This window comes from Exiguobacterium sp. s189 (assembly GCF_018617615.1).
GTDB lineage: Bacteria > Bacillota > Bacilli > Exiguobacteriales > Exiguobacteriaceae > Exiguobacterium > Exiguobacterium aestuarii_A.
Window position 1 is genome coordinate 23,135 of sequence record NZ_JACSKM010000017.1, and the last position, 14,576, is coordinate 37,710.

The 14,576-nt window shown below is 44.7% G+C and carries 16 protein-coding genes and 1 tRNA gene; 8 read left to right on the top strand and 9 right to left on the bottom strand.

Annotation, left to right across the window (positions count from 1 at the left end; translation table 11 throughout):
- Positions 1-92: 92 nt before the first annotated feature.
- The 3 genes from KNO99_RS14670 to KNO99_RS14680 all read right to left on the bottom strand — a co-directional run bounded on the left by KNO99_RS14670 (position 93) and on the right by KNO99_RS14680 (position 3,513).
- On the bottom strand, positions 93-1,235 hold the full coding sequence (locus tag KNO99_RS14670) for a CapA family protein (RefSeq protein ID WP_214749923.1): 1,143 nt from the start codon (positions 1,233-1,235) through the stop codon (positions 93-95).
- Positions 1,236-1,347: 112 nt separating this feature from the next.
- A complete protein-coding gene (putP, locus tag KNO99_RS14675; RefSeq protein WP_305794035.1) occupies positions 1,348-2,835 on the bottom strand; it encodes a sodium/proline symporter PutP in 1,488 nt (495 codons plus the stop codon).
- 120 nt (positions 2,836-2,955) lie between these two features.
- Complete coding sequence (locus tag KNO99_RS14680) at positions 2,956-3,513, bottom strand: DNA-3-methyladenine glycosylase I (protein ID WP_214749925.1); 558 nt, start codon at positions 3,511-3,513, stop codon at positions 2,956-2,958.
- A 93-nt stretch (positions 3,514-3,606) separates the two neighbouring features.
- On the opposite strand from KNO99_RS14680, the gene KNO99_RS14685 reads away from it, so the two are divergent.
- The gene (locus KNO99_RS14685) at positions 3,607-4,227 is read left to right on the top strand and encodes a DedA family protein (protein WP_214749927.1); all 621 of its coding nucleotides are present in this window, start codon (positions 3,607-3,609) and stop codon (positions 4,225-4,227) included.
- Positions 4,228-4,274: 47 nt separating this feature from the next.
- On the opposite strand, the gene KNO99_RS14690 is transcribed toward KNO99_RS14685, so the two are convergent.
- Together KNO99_RS14690 and KNO99_RS14695 are read right to left on the bottom strand one after the other, a co-directional pair.
- Positions 4,275-5,444 (bottom strand): cation:proton antiporter, encoded by a 1,170-nt coding sequence (locus KNO99_RS14690; protein WP_214749929.1) that lies wholly within the window; start codon positions 5,442-5,444, stop codon positions 4,275-4,277.
- Positions 5,445-5,469: 25 nt separating this feature from the next.
- The gene (locus KNO99_RS14695; protein WP_214749931.1) at positions 5,470-5,895 is read right to left on the bottom strand and encodes a GNAT family N-acetyltransferase; all 426 of its coding nucleotides are present in this window, start codon (positions 5,893-5,895) and stop codon (positions 5,470-5,472) included.
- Between the two features lie 115 nt (positions 5,896-6,010).
- On the opposite strand from KNO99_RS14695, the gene KNO99_RS14700 reads away from it, so the two are divergent.
- The 5 genes from KNO99_RS14700 to KNO99_RS14720 all read left to right on the top strand — a co-directional run bounded on the left by KNO99_RS14700 (position 6,011) and on the right by KNO99_RS14720 (position 10,580).
- Entirely contained in the window at positions 6,011-6,556 is a 546-nt protein-coding gene (locus KNO99_RS14700) for a glycerol-3-phosphate responsive antiterminator (RefSeq protein ID WP_214749933.1), read from the top strand.
- Positions 6,557-6,596: 40 nt separating this feature from the next.
- A complete protein-coding gene (locus KNO99_RS14705; RefSeq protein WP_214749935.1) occupies positions 6,597-7,301 on the top strand; it encodes an SDR family NAD(P)-dependent oxidoreductase in 705 nt (234 codons plus the stop codon).
- A gap of 100 nt (positions 7,302-7,401) precedes the next feature.
- A complete protein-coding gene (locus tag KNO99_RS14710; RefSeq protein ID WP_214749937.1) occupies positions 7,402-8,250 on the top strand; it encodes an HD domain-containing protein in 849 nt (282 codons plus the stop codon).
- Between the two features lie 188 nt (positions 8,251-8,438).
- On the top strand, positions 8,439-9,428 hold the full coding sequence (locus KNO99_RS14715) for a sodium:calcium antiporter (RefSeq protein ID WP_214749939.1): 990 nt from the start codon (positions 8,439-8,441) through the stop codon (positions 9,426-9,428).
- Between the two features lie 90 nt (positions 9,429-9,518).
- Entirely contained in the window at positions 9,519-10,580 is a 1,062-nt protein-coding gene (locus KNO99_RS14720; protein ID WP_214749941.1) for a bifunctional glycosyltransferase family 2/GtrA family protein, read from the top strand.
- 23 nt (positions 10,581-10,603) lie between these two features.
- Here KNO99_RS14720 and KNO99_RS14725 read toward each other — a convergent pair whose 3' ends face one another.
- The 3 genes from KNO99_RS14725 to KNO99_RS14735 all read right to left on the bottom strand — a co-directional run bounded on the left by KNO99_RS14725 (position 10,604) and on the right by KNO99_RS14735 (position 11,750).
- Positions 10,604-11,170: a 3'-5' exonuclease gene (locus KNO99_RS14725; RefSeq protein ID WP_214749943.1), complete on the bottom strand. Its 567-nt coding sequence runs from the start codon at positions 11,168-11,170 to the stop codon at positions 10,604-10,606.
- A gap of 61 nt (positions 11,171-11,231) precedes the next feature.
- Positions 11,232-11,564: a four-helix bundle copper-binding protein gene (locus KNO99_RS14730; RefSeq protein WP_214749944.1), complete on the bottom strand. Its 333-nt coding sequence runs from the start codon at positions 11,562-11,564 to the stop codon at positions 11,232-11,234.
- 113 nt (positions 11,565-11,677) lie between these two features.
- A tRNA-Ala gene (locus tag KNO99_RS14735) sits at positions 11,678-11,750 on the bottom strand.
- Between the two features lie 123 nt (positions 11,751-11,873).
- Here KNO99_RS14735 and KNO99_RS14740 point away from each other — a divergent pair.
- Together KNO99_RS14740 and KNO99_RS14745 are read left to right on the top strand one after the other, a co-directional pair.
- The gene (locus KNO99_RS14740; protein WP_214749946.1) at positions 11,874-12,737 is read left to right on the top strand and encodes a GRP family sugar transporter; all 864 of its coding nucleotides are present in this window, start codon (positions 11,874-11,876) and stop codon (positions 12,735-12,737) included.
- Positions 12,738-12,943: 206 nt separating this feature from the next.
- Positions 12,944-13,366: an SRPBCC family protein gene (locus tag KNO99_RS14745; RefSeq protein ID WP_214749948.1), complete on the top strand. Its 423-nt coding sequence runs from the start codon at positions 12,944-12,946 to the stop codon at positions 13,364-13,366.
- Between the two features lie 764 nt (positions 13,367-14,130).
- On the opposite strand, the gene KNO99_RS14750 is transcribed toward KNO99_RS14745, so the two are convergent.
- On the bottom strand, positions 14,131-14,576 hold a 446-nt coding region (locus KNO99_RS14750; protein WP_371743100.1), incomplete at its 5' end, for a DUF6678 family protein.

Sequence of the window (14,576 nt, forward strand, 5' to 3'; positions counted from 1 at the left end):
TTTATAAATATACGAATTAGTGTAAGGGATAATATCTGATGTGGCAACCTTTTTTTGAAAATAAAAATGACCACGAAAGATATTCGTGGTCATCATTGTTCGATTGTTAGCTCTGGTAACCATTGCGACATATGTTCGCTGACAGGAGAGAAGAGCTCGGGTTTTGCTGATTGTAACGGAACGACTTCATAATGTCCTTCTGATGATTTCTGTGTAAATGTTGGATAAAACATCGGATTTTTCAATTCGAACGTTGAAACATCGTCTTCCGTCGTTTTGACAACGTCAATTCCGATGATTCCACCCGTATTCCGATCATCGCCTTGTTGTCCAGATAGGAAGTTGCCGAGTGAATACACGACGAATGTTTGATTGCCATCAGCTCCCTCAAGCATCTTCGGTGGTTGTAGGACGTGAGGGTGGTGACCGATGATGATATCGACACCGAGGTCTGAAAGAGTTTGAGCAAGCTCAGTCTGACTTTCGTTCGGTAATGTCTCGTATTCTGTTCCAAAATGTAAGGATACGACGGTCAAATCGGTAGTTTGTTCTGCTTTCTCGATTTCAGGGCGCATTTGCTCGAGGTCGATATAGTTGACGTGGTATGGCTGTTTTGGAATTACGCCGTTCGTTCCGTACGTATAGGCTAAAAAGGAAAAGGAAATCTCGTTCGCGGTCAATGTACGGATGTTTGCCTTATCTTCAGCAGATAAGAAAGAACCGGTGTAAGGCATTCCGATTTCATTCCAGTGACCAATCGAATTCTCAATCGCACGAACCCCGCGATCGAGCGTATGATTGTTCGCCGTCGTGACTAAATCAATGCCGGCACGTTGCAAAGCATCGCCAATCTCGAATGGGCTGTTGAAAGCCGGATAGCTCGATAACCCGATTTCGCTCCCGCCAATCATACTCTCTTGGTTAGCGATTGCGAGATCCGCTCGTTCTAAAATCGGCGCGACTTGTTCGAAAGAAGGATCAAAATCATATCCGTCATTGACACGGGCTGCATTGTATACCGAGTCGTGCAGCAATACATCACCAATGGCATAGATGGATGCCGTCGTGACGGTTGGCTCAGGTTTGGAAGGGGTCTCTTCTACAGGTGTTTCGACGATTGGCTCTTCGGTTTCAACTGAGGTTTCTTGATTTGTCGAAGAAGACTGACCACAGCCGAATAACAGAATCAAGCTTGAAGCGAATGTGAGATGAGAGATGGTTTTAAAGGGTTTCATCAAAAATCTCCTTTTCAAAATGGGATTAATCTCAATTTATATATTATTCGTCAAAAATTCAGAAAAATCCTTGTATATAAAAATGGCAGGTCAAGATGACCTGCCAAGAAGATTATTTGATATGTTCTTTCACCATGTCACGCATTTGGTCGAATTCACGTTGAATGACCTCACTCGGTGGAGGCGTCAGCAAACTAACGACATAAATGGCGAGTGCAGACATGAAGAATGCTGGAATCATCTCATAGAGCGTTCCGAAGGTTCCAAATAGTGAAGTAGCATAGTTCTTCCAAAGGATGACGACAAATGCACCAGTCAACATCCCGGCAAGAGCACCTTGACGAGTCGTCCGTTTCCAGAAAAGACTAAACAGAATGAGCGGTCCAAACGATGAACCGAATCCTGCCCAAGCATAGCCGACAAGGTTCAAGATTGTGTCATCTGCATCGAGTGCAAGGACAATTGATATGACCGATACGAGAATGACTGTGATTCGCCCGACCATGACGAGTTCGCGGTCTCCTGCGTCCTTACGGAAGAATTTTTGATAGAAGTCCGTCGTCGCGGCACTCGATGAGACGAGCAATTGTGATGAAATCGTCGACATGATGGCAGCGAGTAAAGCAGCTAATAATACACCGGTCACTAGGTCAGGGAACAATAGATCCGATAGGTTAATAAAAATGTTTTCAGGATTATCGATTGTCAGTCCTTGTTGCGTATAGTAGGCAAGCCCAAACAATCCGGTCGCCATCGCCCCGACGACGGTGAAGACCATCCATGAGATGCCAATACGACGTGCCGTTTTTATGTCTTCCAATTTCCCGATTGCCATAAAACGAACGATGATGTGTGGTTGACCAAAATAACCGAGACCCCACGCAAATAAAGAAATGATTCCAATGAGCGATTGACCTGTCCATGGGTCGAGTAACGCTTCATCGATATCCCGGACCGTATCTAATGCATTTGACACACCATCTGTCGCCATGATGGCGATTGCCGGTACAAAAATGAGTGCGAAAAGCATGATCAGTCCTTGAACAAAGTCTGTCCAGCTAACGGCTAAAAAACCGCCGATGAACGTATACAAAATGATGATTGAGGCGAGAATAATGACACCTGTTACGAATTCAATGTCGAAGACGGCATTGAATAGTCGACCACCTGCAACGAACCCGCTCGTCGCATACAACGTGAAAAAGATGAGGGTGACGGCAGCAGAAAAGGAACGTAATAATCCTTTTGAGTCTTTGAACCGCTTCTCAAAAAAGTCTGGAATCGTGATTGCATCATTCGATATGTAAGAATAAATGCGTAATCTTGGAGCGACCAACAACCAGTTCAAATAGGCGCCAATTGTCAACCCGATGACAATCCAACCGCTTGAGATTCCCGTTGCATACATCGCGCCAGGTAATCCCATCAAAAGCCATCCACTCATGTCAGACGCGCCGGCAGATAAAGCCGCGACACCAGGACCTAGTGCTCGTCCACCTAACATATAATCGCCAATACTACTTGTTCTTCGATACGCGATGATCCCAAGTAAGACCATCAGTGCCATGTATACGACAATGGACACTAAAATTCCGTTCATCAACATCCCCCCGAAAGATAAAAATATGAAAGCGCTTTCAGTGATATAATATCACTTTGTCAAAATATTGTCACAACAATAGGGGAGAAGTAAAGTTTTTTTTTGATAGCTGGTCTTAACTTATCGAAATGCACAAGAGGTAAGGTGGTCATTGACGAGACCTGTTGCTTGTAAGTGGGCATACACCGTGGTCGGACCTAAAAATTTGAATCCACGTTGTTTTAAGTCTTTACTCAATCGCTCAGACAATTCTGTCGTAGCAGGGACCTCGTCAAGTCTATCCCATGCATTGATGATGGTTTCGTTGTCTACAAATGACCAGATATATGAATCGAATGAACCCAACTCTTCTTGAATCTTTATGAACTGTTTCGCATTATTAATGGAGGCTTCGATTTTTCGTCGGTTCCGGACGATGCCACTGTCTGTCATCAATCTTTCGATATCTTCTTCAGAGAAACGAGCTACTTCGTTTACATCGAAATTTGCATACGCGGAGCGATAGTTTTCACGCTTTCTTAAAATCGTGATCCAGCTGAGTCCAGCCTGTGCACTTTCAAGCGTCAGGCATTCAAAATGTTTTTGGTCATCATGGACAGGTTTGCCCCATTCCTCGTCATGATAACGGACATATAGCGGGTCAGACCCGCACCACGGACAGCGAATTGTTTCTTCCACCACAATCAACTCCTTTTTTTCATAAGTGTAGCATGTCTCAACGGTTATCGATTAGAAAGGATGGGTATAATGTGTGGGAATGGAGGCAGCGATATGAGTGACTGGATGATTTCGATAATCGAACAATACGGATACATAGGAATCGCGTTCATGATTTTTATTGAGAACGTCTTTCCGCCAATCCCTTCTGAAGTCGTATTACTCTTTGGTGGTTTTTTTGCCGTAAAGACGAACTTGTCCATCACGCTCGTCATCGTGGCATCGACAGTTGGAGCCATACTAGGGGCAGTCTTATTATACGGACTAGGTCTGTTATTTGATGTTGAACAAATTGAGAAGTGGACGAAGAAATATGGGAAGTGGATTCGGCTTGATATTAACGATGTCAAAAAAGCAGATGCCTGGTTCGATCGATACGGAGGGTGGATGGTCTTCTTTGGGCGATTGATGCCGGTCGTTCGAAGCCTCATCTCAATCCCGGCAGGTATGTCGAATATGCCATTCTTAAAGTTTTTGCTTCTCAGTACTGCCGGAACAGCGATTTGGAACACAATCTTGGTCTTGATTGGAATGAAAGTCGGTGAGAACTGGCAAGATATACTTGCCTATCTAGATGCCTATTCTTATACGATTTACGCTCTGTTGCTCGTTAGTGTGATCGGATACCTCATCTGGCGAAAAAAACGACATGCTAAAAAGGCAGTAAAAGAATGAATAGATGAGACGATAAAACAGGCGGACCGAAAATTCGGTTCGCCTGTTCACTCTTCGTTTTTCTTTTCTGGTAATACTTTTGTGAGTGTCTTTTCCGTCTTCTCGGCCAAGTATTCCGAGAATCGGAATAAAATGATTCCCACAATGGCTGACACGAAAATATAAAGACCTACAAACAGATTGATGGCCCCGTTTGAAAGGGCGGTAAACAAGATGGAGAACTCGCCACGCGGAGCGAGAGAAAAACCAGCCTCATTTGCCTGGACACGAGATAACCCGTAAATCCTTCCTCCGACGCGACCGACAATCCACTTCGACATGACGCCCCAAACAATCAAGACAAAGAATAAGGTGTTAACGATGACACCTTTCTCCAAGTTGATTGAAATTCCGAATGAAATAAAGAAGATTGGGAGAAACAAGTCACGAACGGGTACCGTCAAACGTTTGAGCGGACGAACGTCATGGATATCCGCAAGCATGATTCCAGCAATGAATGCTCCTAAAATCTCAGATAGACCAAATACCATACCGATTCCGGCGAAGAAGAGAATGAGTCCGATGAGCCCAATACTCGCATCATCCTGACGTAAAAGGTGTTTCGAGAACTTCTGTTGTTTCGACACAAAGCTCGATCCGATAAACAATAATACCCCGAAAATCAGAAATCCGGCGAATACTTTCCTGATATCTGTCATGGCGACCGGTTCCTCTTGAATGATGAATGGCGCAATCGTCAATAACAGTGGTGCGAATATATCCTCAAAAATAAGTAGAGCAAGGACGAATTCTTTAATATCTTCATGTTTTTCGGAGTGGCGCTCGAGTAGTTTCGCTGAGATTGAAGAGCTCGTCGCATATAGAACGGCACCAATCAAAAAGGCGCGAGGAAAGTCCAATCCAAACAGTAAAGCGATACCGAATGAGACACCGAACGATAGGACGATGTCTAATACGCCTGCTTTCCAAACTTTTCGCATTCGTTTCCATAATTCGCGTAACGGAAACTTTAACCCGAGAAGGAAAAATAAGAGGATGATTCCAATTTCACCGGCAATTTTGAATACTTCGTTTCCGTCCCAAAAAAAACCGACTCCAACACCGATGGCGATAAACGCTAAAATACTTGGAAAGTATAGACGTTCAATCAGGAGACTGAAGACGGAGATAAGCGTGAGCGCCAGTCCAAGCAACACGATGATGTTCAATCCATCCATAAGTCATCTCCTTTGTTGAAGTGTGTTAACTTTCTAGTTGATTCCATTGATACTCCATACCGACTGATTCAGGACGTGAATAATCGAAACCGAACTGACGATATAATCCATCCGCCGGAATATCGGCAATCAGACTGATGATGGCCGTCTCATCTGCCTCTTTTAAAATCCATTCCATTAAATTTTCCATGATTAATTTACCAAGACCCAGTCCTTGGCATTCTGGATCGACGACGATGTCGACAAGATGAAAGACCATTCCGCCATCCCCGACGACACGCCCCATCCCGACAATCTCATCATCTAAATATAAACAGACGCCAAATTGCGTGTTCTTAAGCCCTTTGACCGTACTTTCATCTGAGCGTCGAGGCATCCCCGCCTTCACCCGCAACGACTGATGTTGCTCCGGTGTCGGTGTCTCAACTTTTACAGTGACTTCATTCACCATGCTAAAATCCCCCTCTACACAAGTTAACATTACTTTCCCGCTATATTGAATGAGTAAACCTTGATTTATGAAAATAGCTGTCGGCATAATGAGAAGTAGACAGGGGGAATATCGGATGATACAGGGTCAATCCATCTTGCCGGCGATACGTGATATGCGCGATTTAGAACGATTTTTATCGAGTGAACTTGAAGTAGGAGTCTTACTTGAAATTCATATGAGTCGATTAGAACCTATTTTCAAATTATTAGAAAAGCATCAGAAAAAAGTCTTTATTCATATGGACTTAATCCAAGGAATGAAAGCGGATGAATTTGCAACTGAGTATGTCTGTCAAACGTATCGACCGTTTGGAATCATCTCGACGAAAGGGAACGTGATCGTACGGGCGAAACAAAATCATGTGTTGACGGTGCAACGGTTGTTTTTAATTGACTCGACATCGTTGGAGAAGAGCATCCGACATATTGAACGGTCAAAACCAGACTACATCGAGGTCCTTCCAGGAATCGTACCGAAGTATATCCGCCGAATACAGGAGAGAACCGGTATACCTGTTTTTGCAGGAGGGTTGATTGAGACGACGGAAGAAGTGGAAGCAGCTCTTGCCGCTGGGGCAAGTGTCATCACGACCTCAAATCGTAAACTGTGGACTGAGTAAGCCACATTCGGGTATACACTCTTCTAGGAGGGATGAACAGATGAAAGATATTATGATTATTACAGGTGTCACTCAAGGGATTGGCTATGCGCTCGCAAAGGAATTCGTAAATCAATATGAAGTTGTTGGCTTGGACATTGGTGAAGATCCGAATATAAAAGGGGTATCCTTTTACCAAGTTGACCTTGGCAAGACTGAAGCGCTACAGGGTGTATTCGAAGACATAAAGTCACGTTTTGGACATGCTCATGTGTTGATTAACAACGGGGGGATTGCCTCTCTAGTCAAACCGATTGACGAACTTGAAATCGATACATTCAAACGAGTCATCGACGTCAATTTAGTAGGAACGTTTACTTGTGCGAAATACTTTTTGGAATTGAACAAAGATGAGTCGTATGGTCGCATCATCAATATGGCATCGACACGTGCTATGCAAAACGAACCTCACTGGGATGCGTATGGGGCTTCAAAAGGCGGGATTGTCGGTTTGACGCATTCGCTTGCCATCTCATTGAGTGATCGACCGGTAACTGTGAATGCGATTAGCCCGGGCTGGATTCATACTTCAGATGAAGCGTTACGAGAAGTCGACCATCGTCAGCATCCGTCTGGCCGTGTCGGCGAAGCGGATGACATCGTCCGAGCGGTACGGTATCTGATTGATCGGAACAACGACTTTGTCAATGGTCACAATCTCGTCGTCGACGGTGGGATGACGAAGAAAATGATTTACGAAGAGTAATACGACTATATACCTATATTAAGAAAGGTATTAGGTTATTTATGCCTAATTCCGGGTAAGTATTAGAAGAGTTTTCATCCGGAAGAAGGGGGTAAGTGACATGAACCCGCTTGTAGAAGAAGCGCTACGCTTTTCATCGATTCGCCATGGAGGGCAACACCGGAAAGGGTCATCGATTCCATATTTGTCACACCCGTTTTCTGTTGCATTGTTGCTCGAGACGGATCACCAACCACCAACGGTTGTTGCAGCAGGACTCTTACACGAATTAATTGAGGATACGAAAACGGATCCTCAAGAAATCTTGACTAAATTTGGTCAGGACGTATTACGCCTTGTACTTGCCGTCTCTGAGAAGAACCGTGATCAGACGTGGGAACAACGAAAACAGATGACTCTTGAGCACATCTCATCGCTTCAATTCGATGAGGTCGCACTCCTCGTGGCAGATAAGCTACATAATCTTCGTTCCATCCGCTATGATTTAGAGATGGAAGGGATGACGGTGTGGCAACGTTTCAAACGTCCGATGCGAGATCAGTCTTGGTACTATCATCAGTTGTTACGTTCATTCGAACCGTTTCGTAGTTCGACGGATTTGATTGGCTTGTATGAGCAGGAACTTAATTCCTTGTTTTATGGTGAAAAGAATGTAAAAAATCAGAAAGTAGTGAGACTCTTTGAATCCATCCTAACCTGTTTCACAGAAGATGAATGGGTTCAAGAAGCGGCACCTCTCTGTCAGACTGCATATGAGTTAAAGGAAATTGTTGCTCGTGATGCTGTGGATGATGAAGAGATTCAGGCGTTTCGAACGCAACTAGAGCGAGCGGGTTGGACTTATCCGATGCTAGCTCCTCAGTTAGCAGCGTTGCAAGAACTTGGTTATCGGACTGCAATGGGCGCATTGGATTTTGTTGCGCTCATGCGTCGCTCGATTGTCAACTAGGTAGGTTCATGCTATAGTCAAGGTGAAGATAAAAAGGGGAGTAGCGACCACGCACGTGGTCGGTGGGTCGTCATTACAGTGTGCATGCACTCGGTCCATCGAGCTTTTAACAAGTCCGCAAGACCTTTTTATGGGCGTTTTTGTCGTCCATAAAAAGGTCTTTTTTGTTTACCCAAGGAGGAGAAAAAATGGTATTTGTTTATTTCTTATTAGCTGCGGCCATCACGGTCTATGCCGCAATCAAGTTGTCCACATACGCCGATGTCATGACGGAAAAGTCAAAAATGGGCGGGATGCTTATTGGTACCGTTCTTTTGGCGGGGGCGACGTCACTACCAGAAGTGACGACAAGTATATCGGCGGTCATGATTGACAATCCAGACATCGCTATCGGAAACATGCTCGGGTCTAACTTGTTCAACATTTTTATTTTAGCGATGTTCGACCTGTATTTCCGTCAAAAGCAACTATTCAATTATGCGAGTCGGGATCATCTATACACGGCCGGACTTGGTCTGTTGCTGACCGTCACGACGCTAATTGCCTTAATTGTCCGGGTCGATATGACGTTTATCGGAATCGGTGTTGACGCACTCTTGATTGCCATCCTATACGGGATTGGAATTTACTATATTGGTAAGCAACCGAAAGAGCCGGTCGCTGAGCATGAAGTGAAAGAAGAAGTCGTCGTCAGTAAGTATGAAGACATCACATTGAAACGTGCTGTTTTTGGTTTTTTGATCGCTGCCGTTTTAATAATGGCAGCCGGAACGGCACTATCGATCACCGGAGACCAAATCGCAGTCGTCACAGGTCTCGGTTCAAGTTTTGTCGGGAGCTTCTTGATTGCCGCATCAACTTCATTACCTGAGGCAGTCGCAGTGTTTATGGCGCTCAAGCTTCGAAACGTCAACTTGGCATTCGGTTCGATTCTCGGAAGTAACATCTTTAACATGCTCATTATCGCCATGTCGGACGTCTTCTATCGTAATGGTTCGATTTTGGCAGACGTATCGACTTCACACCTTGTGTCGGCGATCGGGATTACGATTCTATCGATTCTCGTCATGTATAGCGTTCTCCGACAAAATGTCACGTCGAAGGTACGTTACGTCATTCCTTCGCTTCTCGTCGTTGTCGTTTACTTTGTTTCTTCCTACTTGATCTTTATCGGATGAGTTCATGCATCAGTCACAGGACTGATGCTTTTTTTATGGGAATGTGAGGTCGTCGCTTCGGGTATAGAGGAAAGGAGAGGAGGGGTGGCGATGCAAATGCACGAAGTGGAAACACGCCAAGCGTATACAATCTTGATTCCGGCCTACAACCCTGACGATGCACTCGTCACACTCGTGGAAAGGCTGAGGGCGAGCGGGTTTTCGACCATCGTTGTGGTCAATGACGGTAGTGATGAGTCGACGGTAGGCATATTTGAAAAGGTAGCATCATTTGTTGACCGAGTGCTAACGCACGAACAGAATCAAGGAAAAGGCGCAGCTCTGAAGACTGGATTACAGTATATTGCAGAGACCTATCCTGATAAGTTAGGTGTCATCACGGTTGACGCCGATGGACAACATTTACCTGAGGATGTCGTCAATGTGTATGAGGAGGGAGTGAGTAAGCCGCATCATCTGATCATGGGAAGCCGTGACTTCAGTGGAGATGCGATTCCACTCCGAAGTCGGTTTGGGAATCAGGCGACACGGCTTGTTATGTTGATTGGGAGCGGATTGAAGTTAAGAGATACTCAAACAGGACTTCGTGCTATCCCGATGCGATACGCACGACAACTGATTGACATTCCGGGGAATCGATATGAGTTCGAGATGAATATGCTGACGTTCACAAAGCGATTACAGGTTCCGATTCAACAGACGACTATCCAGACAGTATATGAAAACGAAAACGATTCATCGCATTTTAGACCGATTCTCGACTCAATCTTAATTTACCGGATGTTTTTGATGTATTCGGTATCGTCCGTTGCATCATTCGTGGTAGACGTCGGGATGTATGCAGGTTTTATCTTTTTATTATCACCGTACTTCGATACGGCTCACGTCGTCATCGCGACGGTCGTCGCTCGAATTATCTCCTCTCTATTCAATTATTTCGTCAATCGGAAAGTCGTCTTTCATTCAAAAGCGCGACGATCACTTTCCAAATATTTTTCGCTCGTCGTTCTCCAGATGGCAATCTCGGCATTATTGGTCTATCTTCTATTTCTCCTATTTAGGCAAGGAGAAGTCATCCTAAAAATTATCGTCGATAGCTTTCTCTTTTTTGTCAGTTACTATGTCCAAAAACGATGGATTTTCAAAAAATAACCGGTCATGGGCTCATGACCGGTTTAATATGCGAGTGTTCCTGTTTTGACGGACGTATAGCGATGTAGCTCTCTCGGGCTTGTAATGCCGGTTTTCTGCATCATATCACGCATGAGTAGAGCGCATACGCGAGCGTCTTCTGCGGCATCATGATGAATAAAAGGCACGTTCAGGTATTCTGCCATCGTGTTCAACTTGTGGTTCGGGAGTCTTGGATACAGTTTACGTGACAATTTGACAGTGCATCCGTACTCAATTGTAGGGAAATCGAATAAATCATATTTCACAATCGCCTTTCTTAAGGCGCCCATATCAAATGAGGCGTTATGTGCGATGACGAGGTCGACTTCTCGTAAAATCGGGTAAAGAGAGGCAAGTACTTCCGGTAACGCAGGGGCATCCCATACGTCACTCGGACGAATGCCATGAACCCGTATGTTCCCCATATCAAAGTCTTCCTCTGGATTGACGAGTCGTTGATCGGTTTCGATGACTTCTCCATCTTGCAGAATGCTCCACCCGACTGAGCAGATGCTACGGCTATCGCGGTTAGCGGTCTCCACGTCAAGTGCGAGAATGGTATGGCTCATAGTTTTCCTTCTTTCCTTTGCAATAAAAAAAGTCTAACAGAAAGTTAGACAAATGTCGTGCTTAAGCGGCAACGAGTGTTCGGCAAGCTTCCGCACAACGTTCACATGCTTTGGCACAGGCTTGACAATGGTCGTGCTGATGGCGTCCGCATTCAACCGCACACGTATCACAGACCTGGGCGCATAGTGCGACGATAGGTTTAGAGAAGGCTGAATCTGTTTCTAAGGCATTCAATGCGAGCGAACAGATGTCGGAACACTCACGTGTCAATCGGATGCATTCAGTGAACATGTGTAAATCTTCTTCTTGTAAACTTTTTGAGAAACAATGGTTACAAGCGCGCATGCATTCGATCACGCTCGTCAATGTCTCTTCAACAGATGTGCGTTCCATCAAAAATTCCCCCTTATATGAAAAAGTCTATCTAACATTACCCGTTCAGAAAGGGGTTGAATCGCATCATGCCAATAAAAAAGCCACACCTCATTCGAGATGTGACAAATTAATGGAGCATAGGGGGCTCGAACCCCTGACCTCTACGCTGCCAGCGTAGCGCTCTCCCAGCTGAGCTAATGCCCCGTTCGAAATCATTATATCATCGTAGTATTCGACATGGCAATTCCCTTTTGCAATTTAGGTTTATAAAATTGAAGACGTGGGAATTTCATGTTAGACGTTATATTAAGAAAGCAGGTGTGCTTCATGGAAATGATTCTTTTGGCACTCTTACCGGCACTCATGTGGGGAAGTATTCCACTTATCGTGTCGAAAGTGGGAGGAAAACCGATTCAGCAGTTAATCGGAACGACCATCGGGGCGATGATCATGGCGGCCGTGATTGCCCTCGTCTTCCGACCGGAGTTCACTACACTCGCCATCGTGACCGGATTTATCTCAGGGGCGTTCTGGGCGCTCGGTCAATATTTGCAGTTCCAATCGTTTCAAATCTTAAGCGTCTCCAAAGCGATGCCAATCAGTACGGGGATGCAGCTCGTCGGGACGTCTCTCTTTGGGGTCATCGTACTCGGTGACTGGCAGACGACGACGGAGTTATGGTTAGGGTTTTCAGCGCTCGTCTTGATTATCATCGGGGCGACCATGACTTCATACCAACAGAAGAAAGATCAGGATAGTGCAGGAGCTTTGAAAAAGGGATTACTCGTCCTATTCGTCTCGAGTATCGGTTACGTCACGTATGCGGTCTTGACAAACTATTTTGAAGTAGAAGGCATCACCGCGATTCTTCCACAATCGGTCGGGATGTTCATCGCAGCACTTCTCTTCAGTATCCGTGAGAAGGACGTGAAGAAAATCGATCCACGTACGTTCAAGAATATTTTAGCCGGGATTGCCTGGGGGATCGGGAACTTCGGTCTCTTCGTCTCGAGCGGAGAAGTCGGGATTGCGACTTCATTCGCTTTATCTCAATTGAACGTCGTCGTGGCGACACTCGGTGGGATCTATCTCTTGAAAGAAGAGAAGACGACAAAGGAACGCGTCTATGTCTTTATGGGAATTGGCTTGATTGTCGTCGCTGGATTTATGCTTGGGATTGCCAAGAGTTAAATTTCGATTATGAAATGATAAGAACCTTGAATGAGCACTCGTGCTAGCGTGCCATTCAGGGTTTTTTTGATTAGCCATATTAAGGGAGAGCAGGAGATGATGTGACCGATAGGGAAGTAATGCCTACTCATGTAATCTACATGGTACAGGGTACGTAACACATTCATGATTGCTCGGAAAATTGCAGAGTAAAGGGGAAACGAATCATGGAATCAAACGTAGTGACGATATCAACGGTCGTCGATGCACCAATCGACACTGTCTGGAAACTGTGGACAGACCCAGATCATATTAAACAATGGAATCATGCGTCTGACGATTGGCATACGACCGAAGCGGAAAACGACTTACGGATTGGTGGCAAATTTCGAAGTCGGATGGAAGCAAAAAATCAAAGCAGGGGCTTTGATTTTGAAGGAGTGTATGAAGAAGTTAAAGTAAATGAGCTCATTCAGTATCGTCTTGACGATGAACGGAGAGTTAGAATTTCATTTGCTTCAGAAGGAAATCAGACGAAAGTAATCGAGGTATTTGATACAGAATCGATGAATCCGATTGAATTGCAACGACAAGGCTGGCAGGCAATTCTCGATAATTTCACTCGATATGCGAATGGTAAGAGTGTATAAAAGATAAACAGATGCTTTGAACAGCAGCTCCCATTTCAATGATATGAACAAGGTTTTGGAGAATACTGAGCGATGCGATGATGTTGAGTGGTGTTTAAGCGTCTTTCATCGAGTTGGAGTAAATAAATCCGTGCACATGGTCCGTTGTGGTGGGCGCTCCTAAATGTGCAAAATGGGCTTAACCGAATTTGTTAGTAGAGTTTCGTCAACTAAATTATTTCGTCCATTCTTTTCTCGATGCGTTAGAAGTCGCTCAGCTCGAACATTTTCCTGTTGAATGTGCGCTCAAGTTGACTCGCTGTACCTTCTTCAAATCGATAGGGAAATTCGAAAGGACTCATATACTATTGGGGAGATTTAAAAAAAGAGGGGTTCGGTCATCAATTTTTGGTGGCTAGACCCCTTTTTTGCACTTCCGCCGATGATTTTGGCGATAAACTTCCGTAGGTGGACTGAAAGGACTTTTTGAGAGAAGTCGTTCTGTAGAGAATGGGAAGAATTTTAGACGTGATGAACGAATGACTACTTGATGACTATACGTTCGAAGGATTGGATTGGTTCGTCCGGACGGTGTTCTCGTTCTCGGGAGTGATGGAACACTCTCCGAGTGGATGCGTGTGTCGCCGATAAGAAATATATTTCTTACCTTTCCGACGGGAGGCACGGAGCGCAAGAGAAAAGTCAAATACAAGGATTTGGGCCGTCTGCTTACGCCCTAATTGAAATTAAGAGCGAAAAGTGTAAATTGATCATAGTGAGTTCTACTAGATATAGTCAACATAAGATCCGGTATCAGCATATCCATAAACTCGAATAGCATCTTCAAGAACCTTTTCAGGAACATGAACTTTTTCAAGGATATCTAAAAGGTCTTTTCGGAGTTCCTCGGTATCTGCCTTAATTTCTAACCATTCAATGTATTTGTAGTCCTCAAGTCTGAAATGATAATACCACTCAGCATCCCACATCGAAATATAGCCTGTTTCAATATCTTTTGTCCGCCATTGGAAGTGAGTGGGATTAATGCACATTGCTTCTCTAACTTCTTCCCATTTTGTATTTCTCATCACTGGATGGGAGTAATAAGAGGTCATTTTAACTAAATCAGGCGAGAATTCTCTCTCCTCTAAGCGTCTCGGGGCGTAGCCCAGCGTAGGCGGGAGATGAATCGCCCGGTCCAAAAGTCTTCTCCTCCTGTGACAGATGTAGC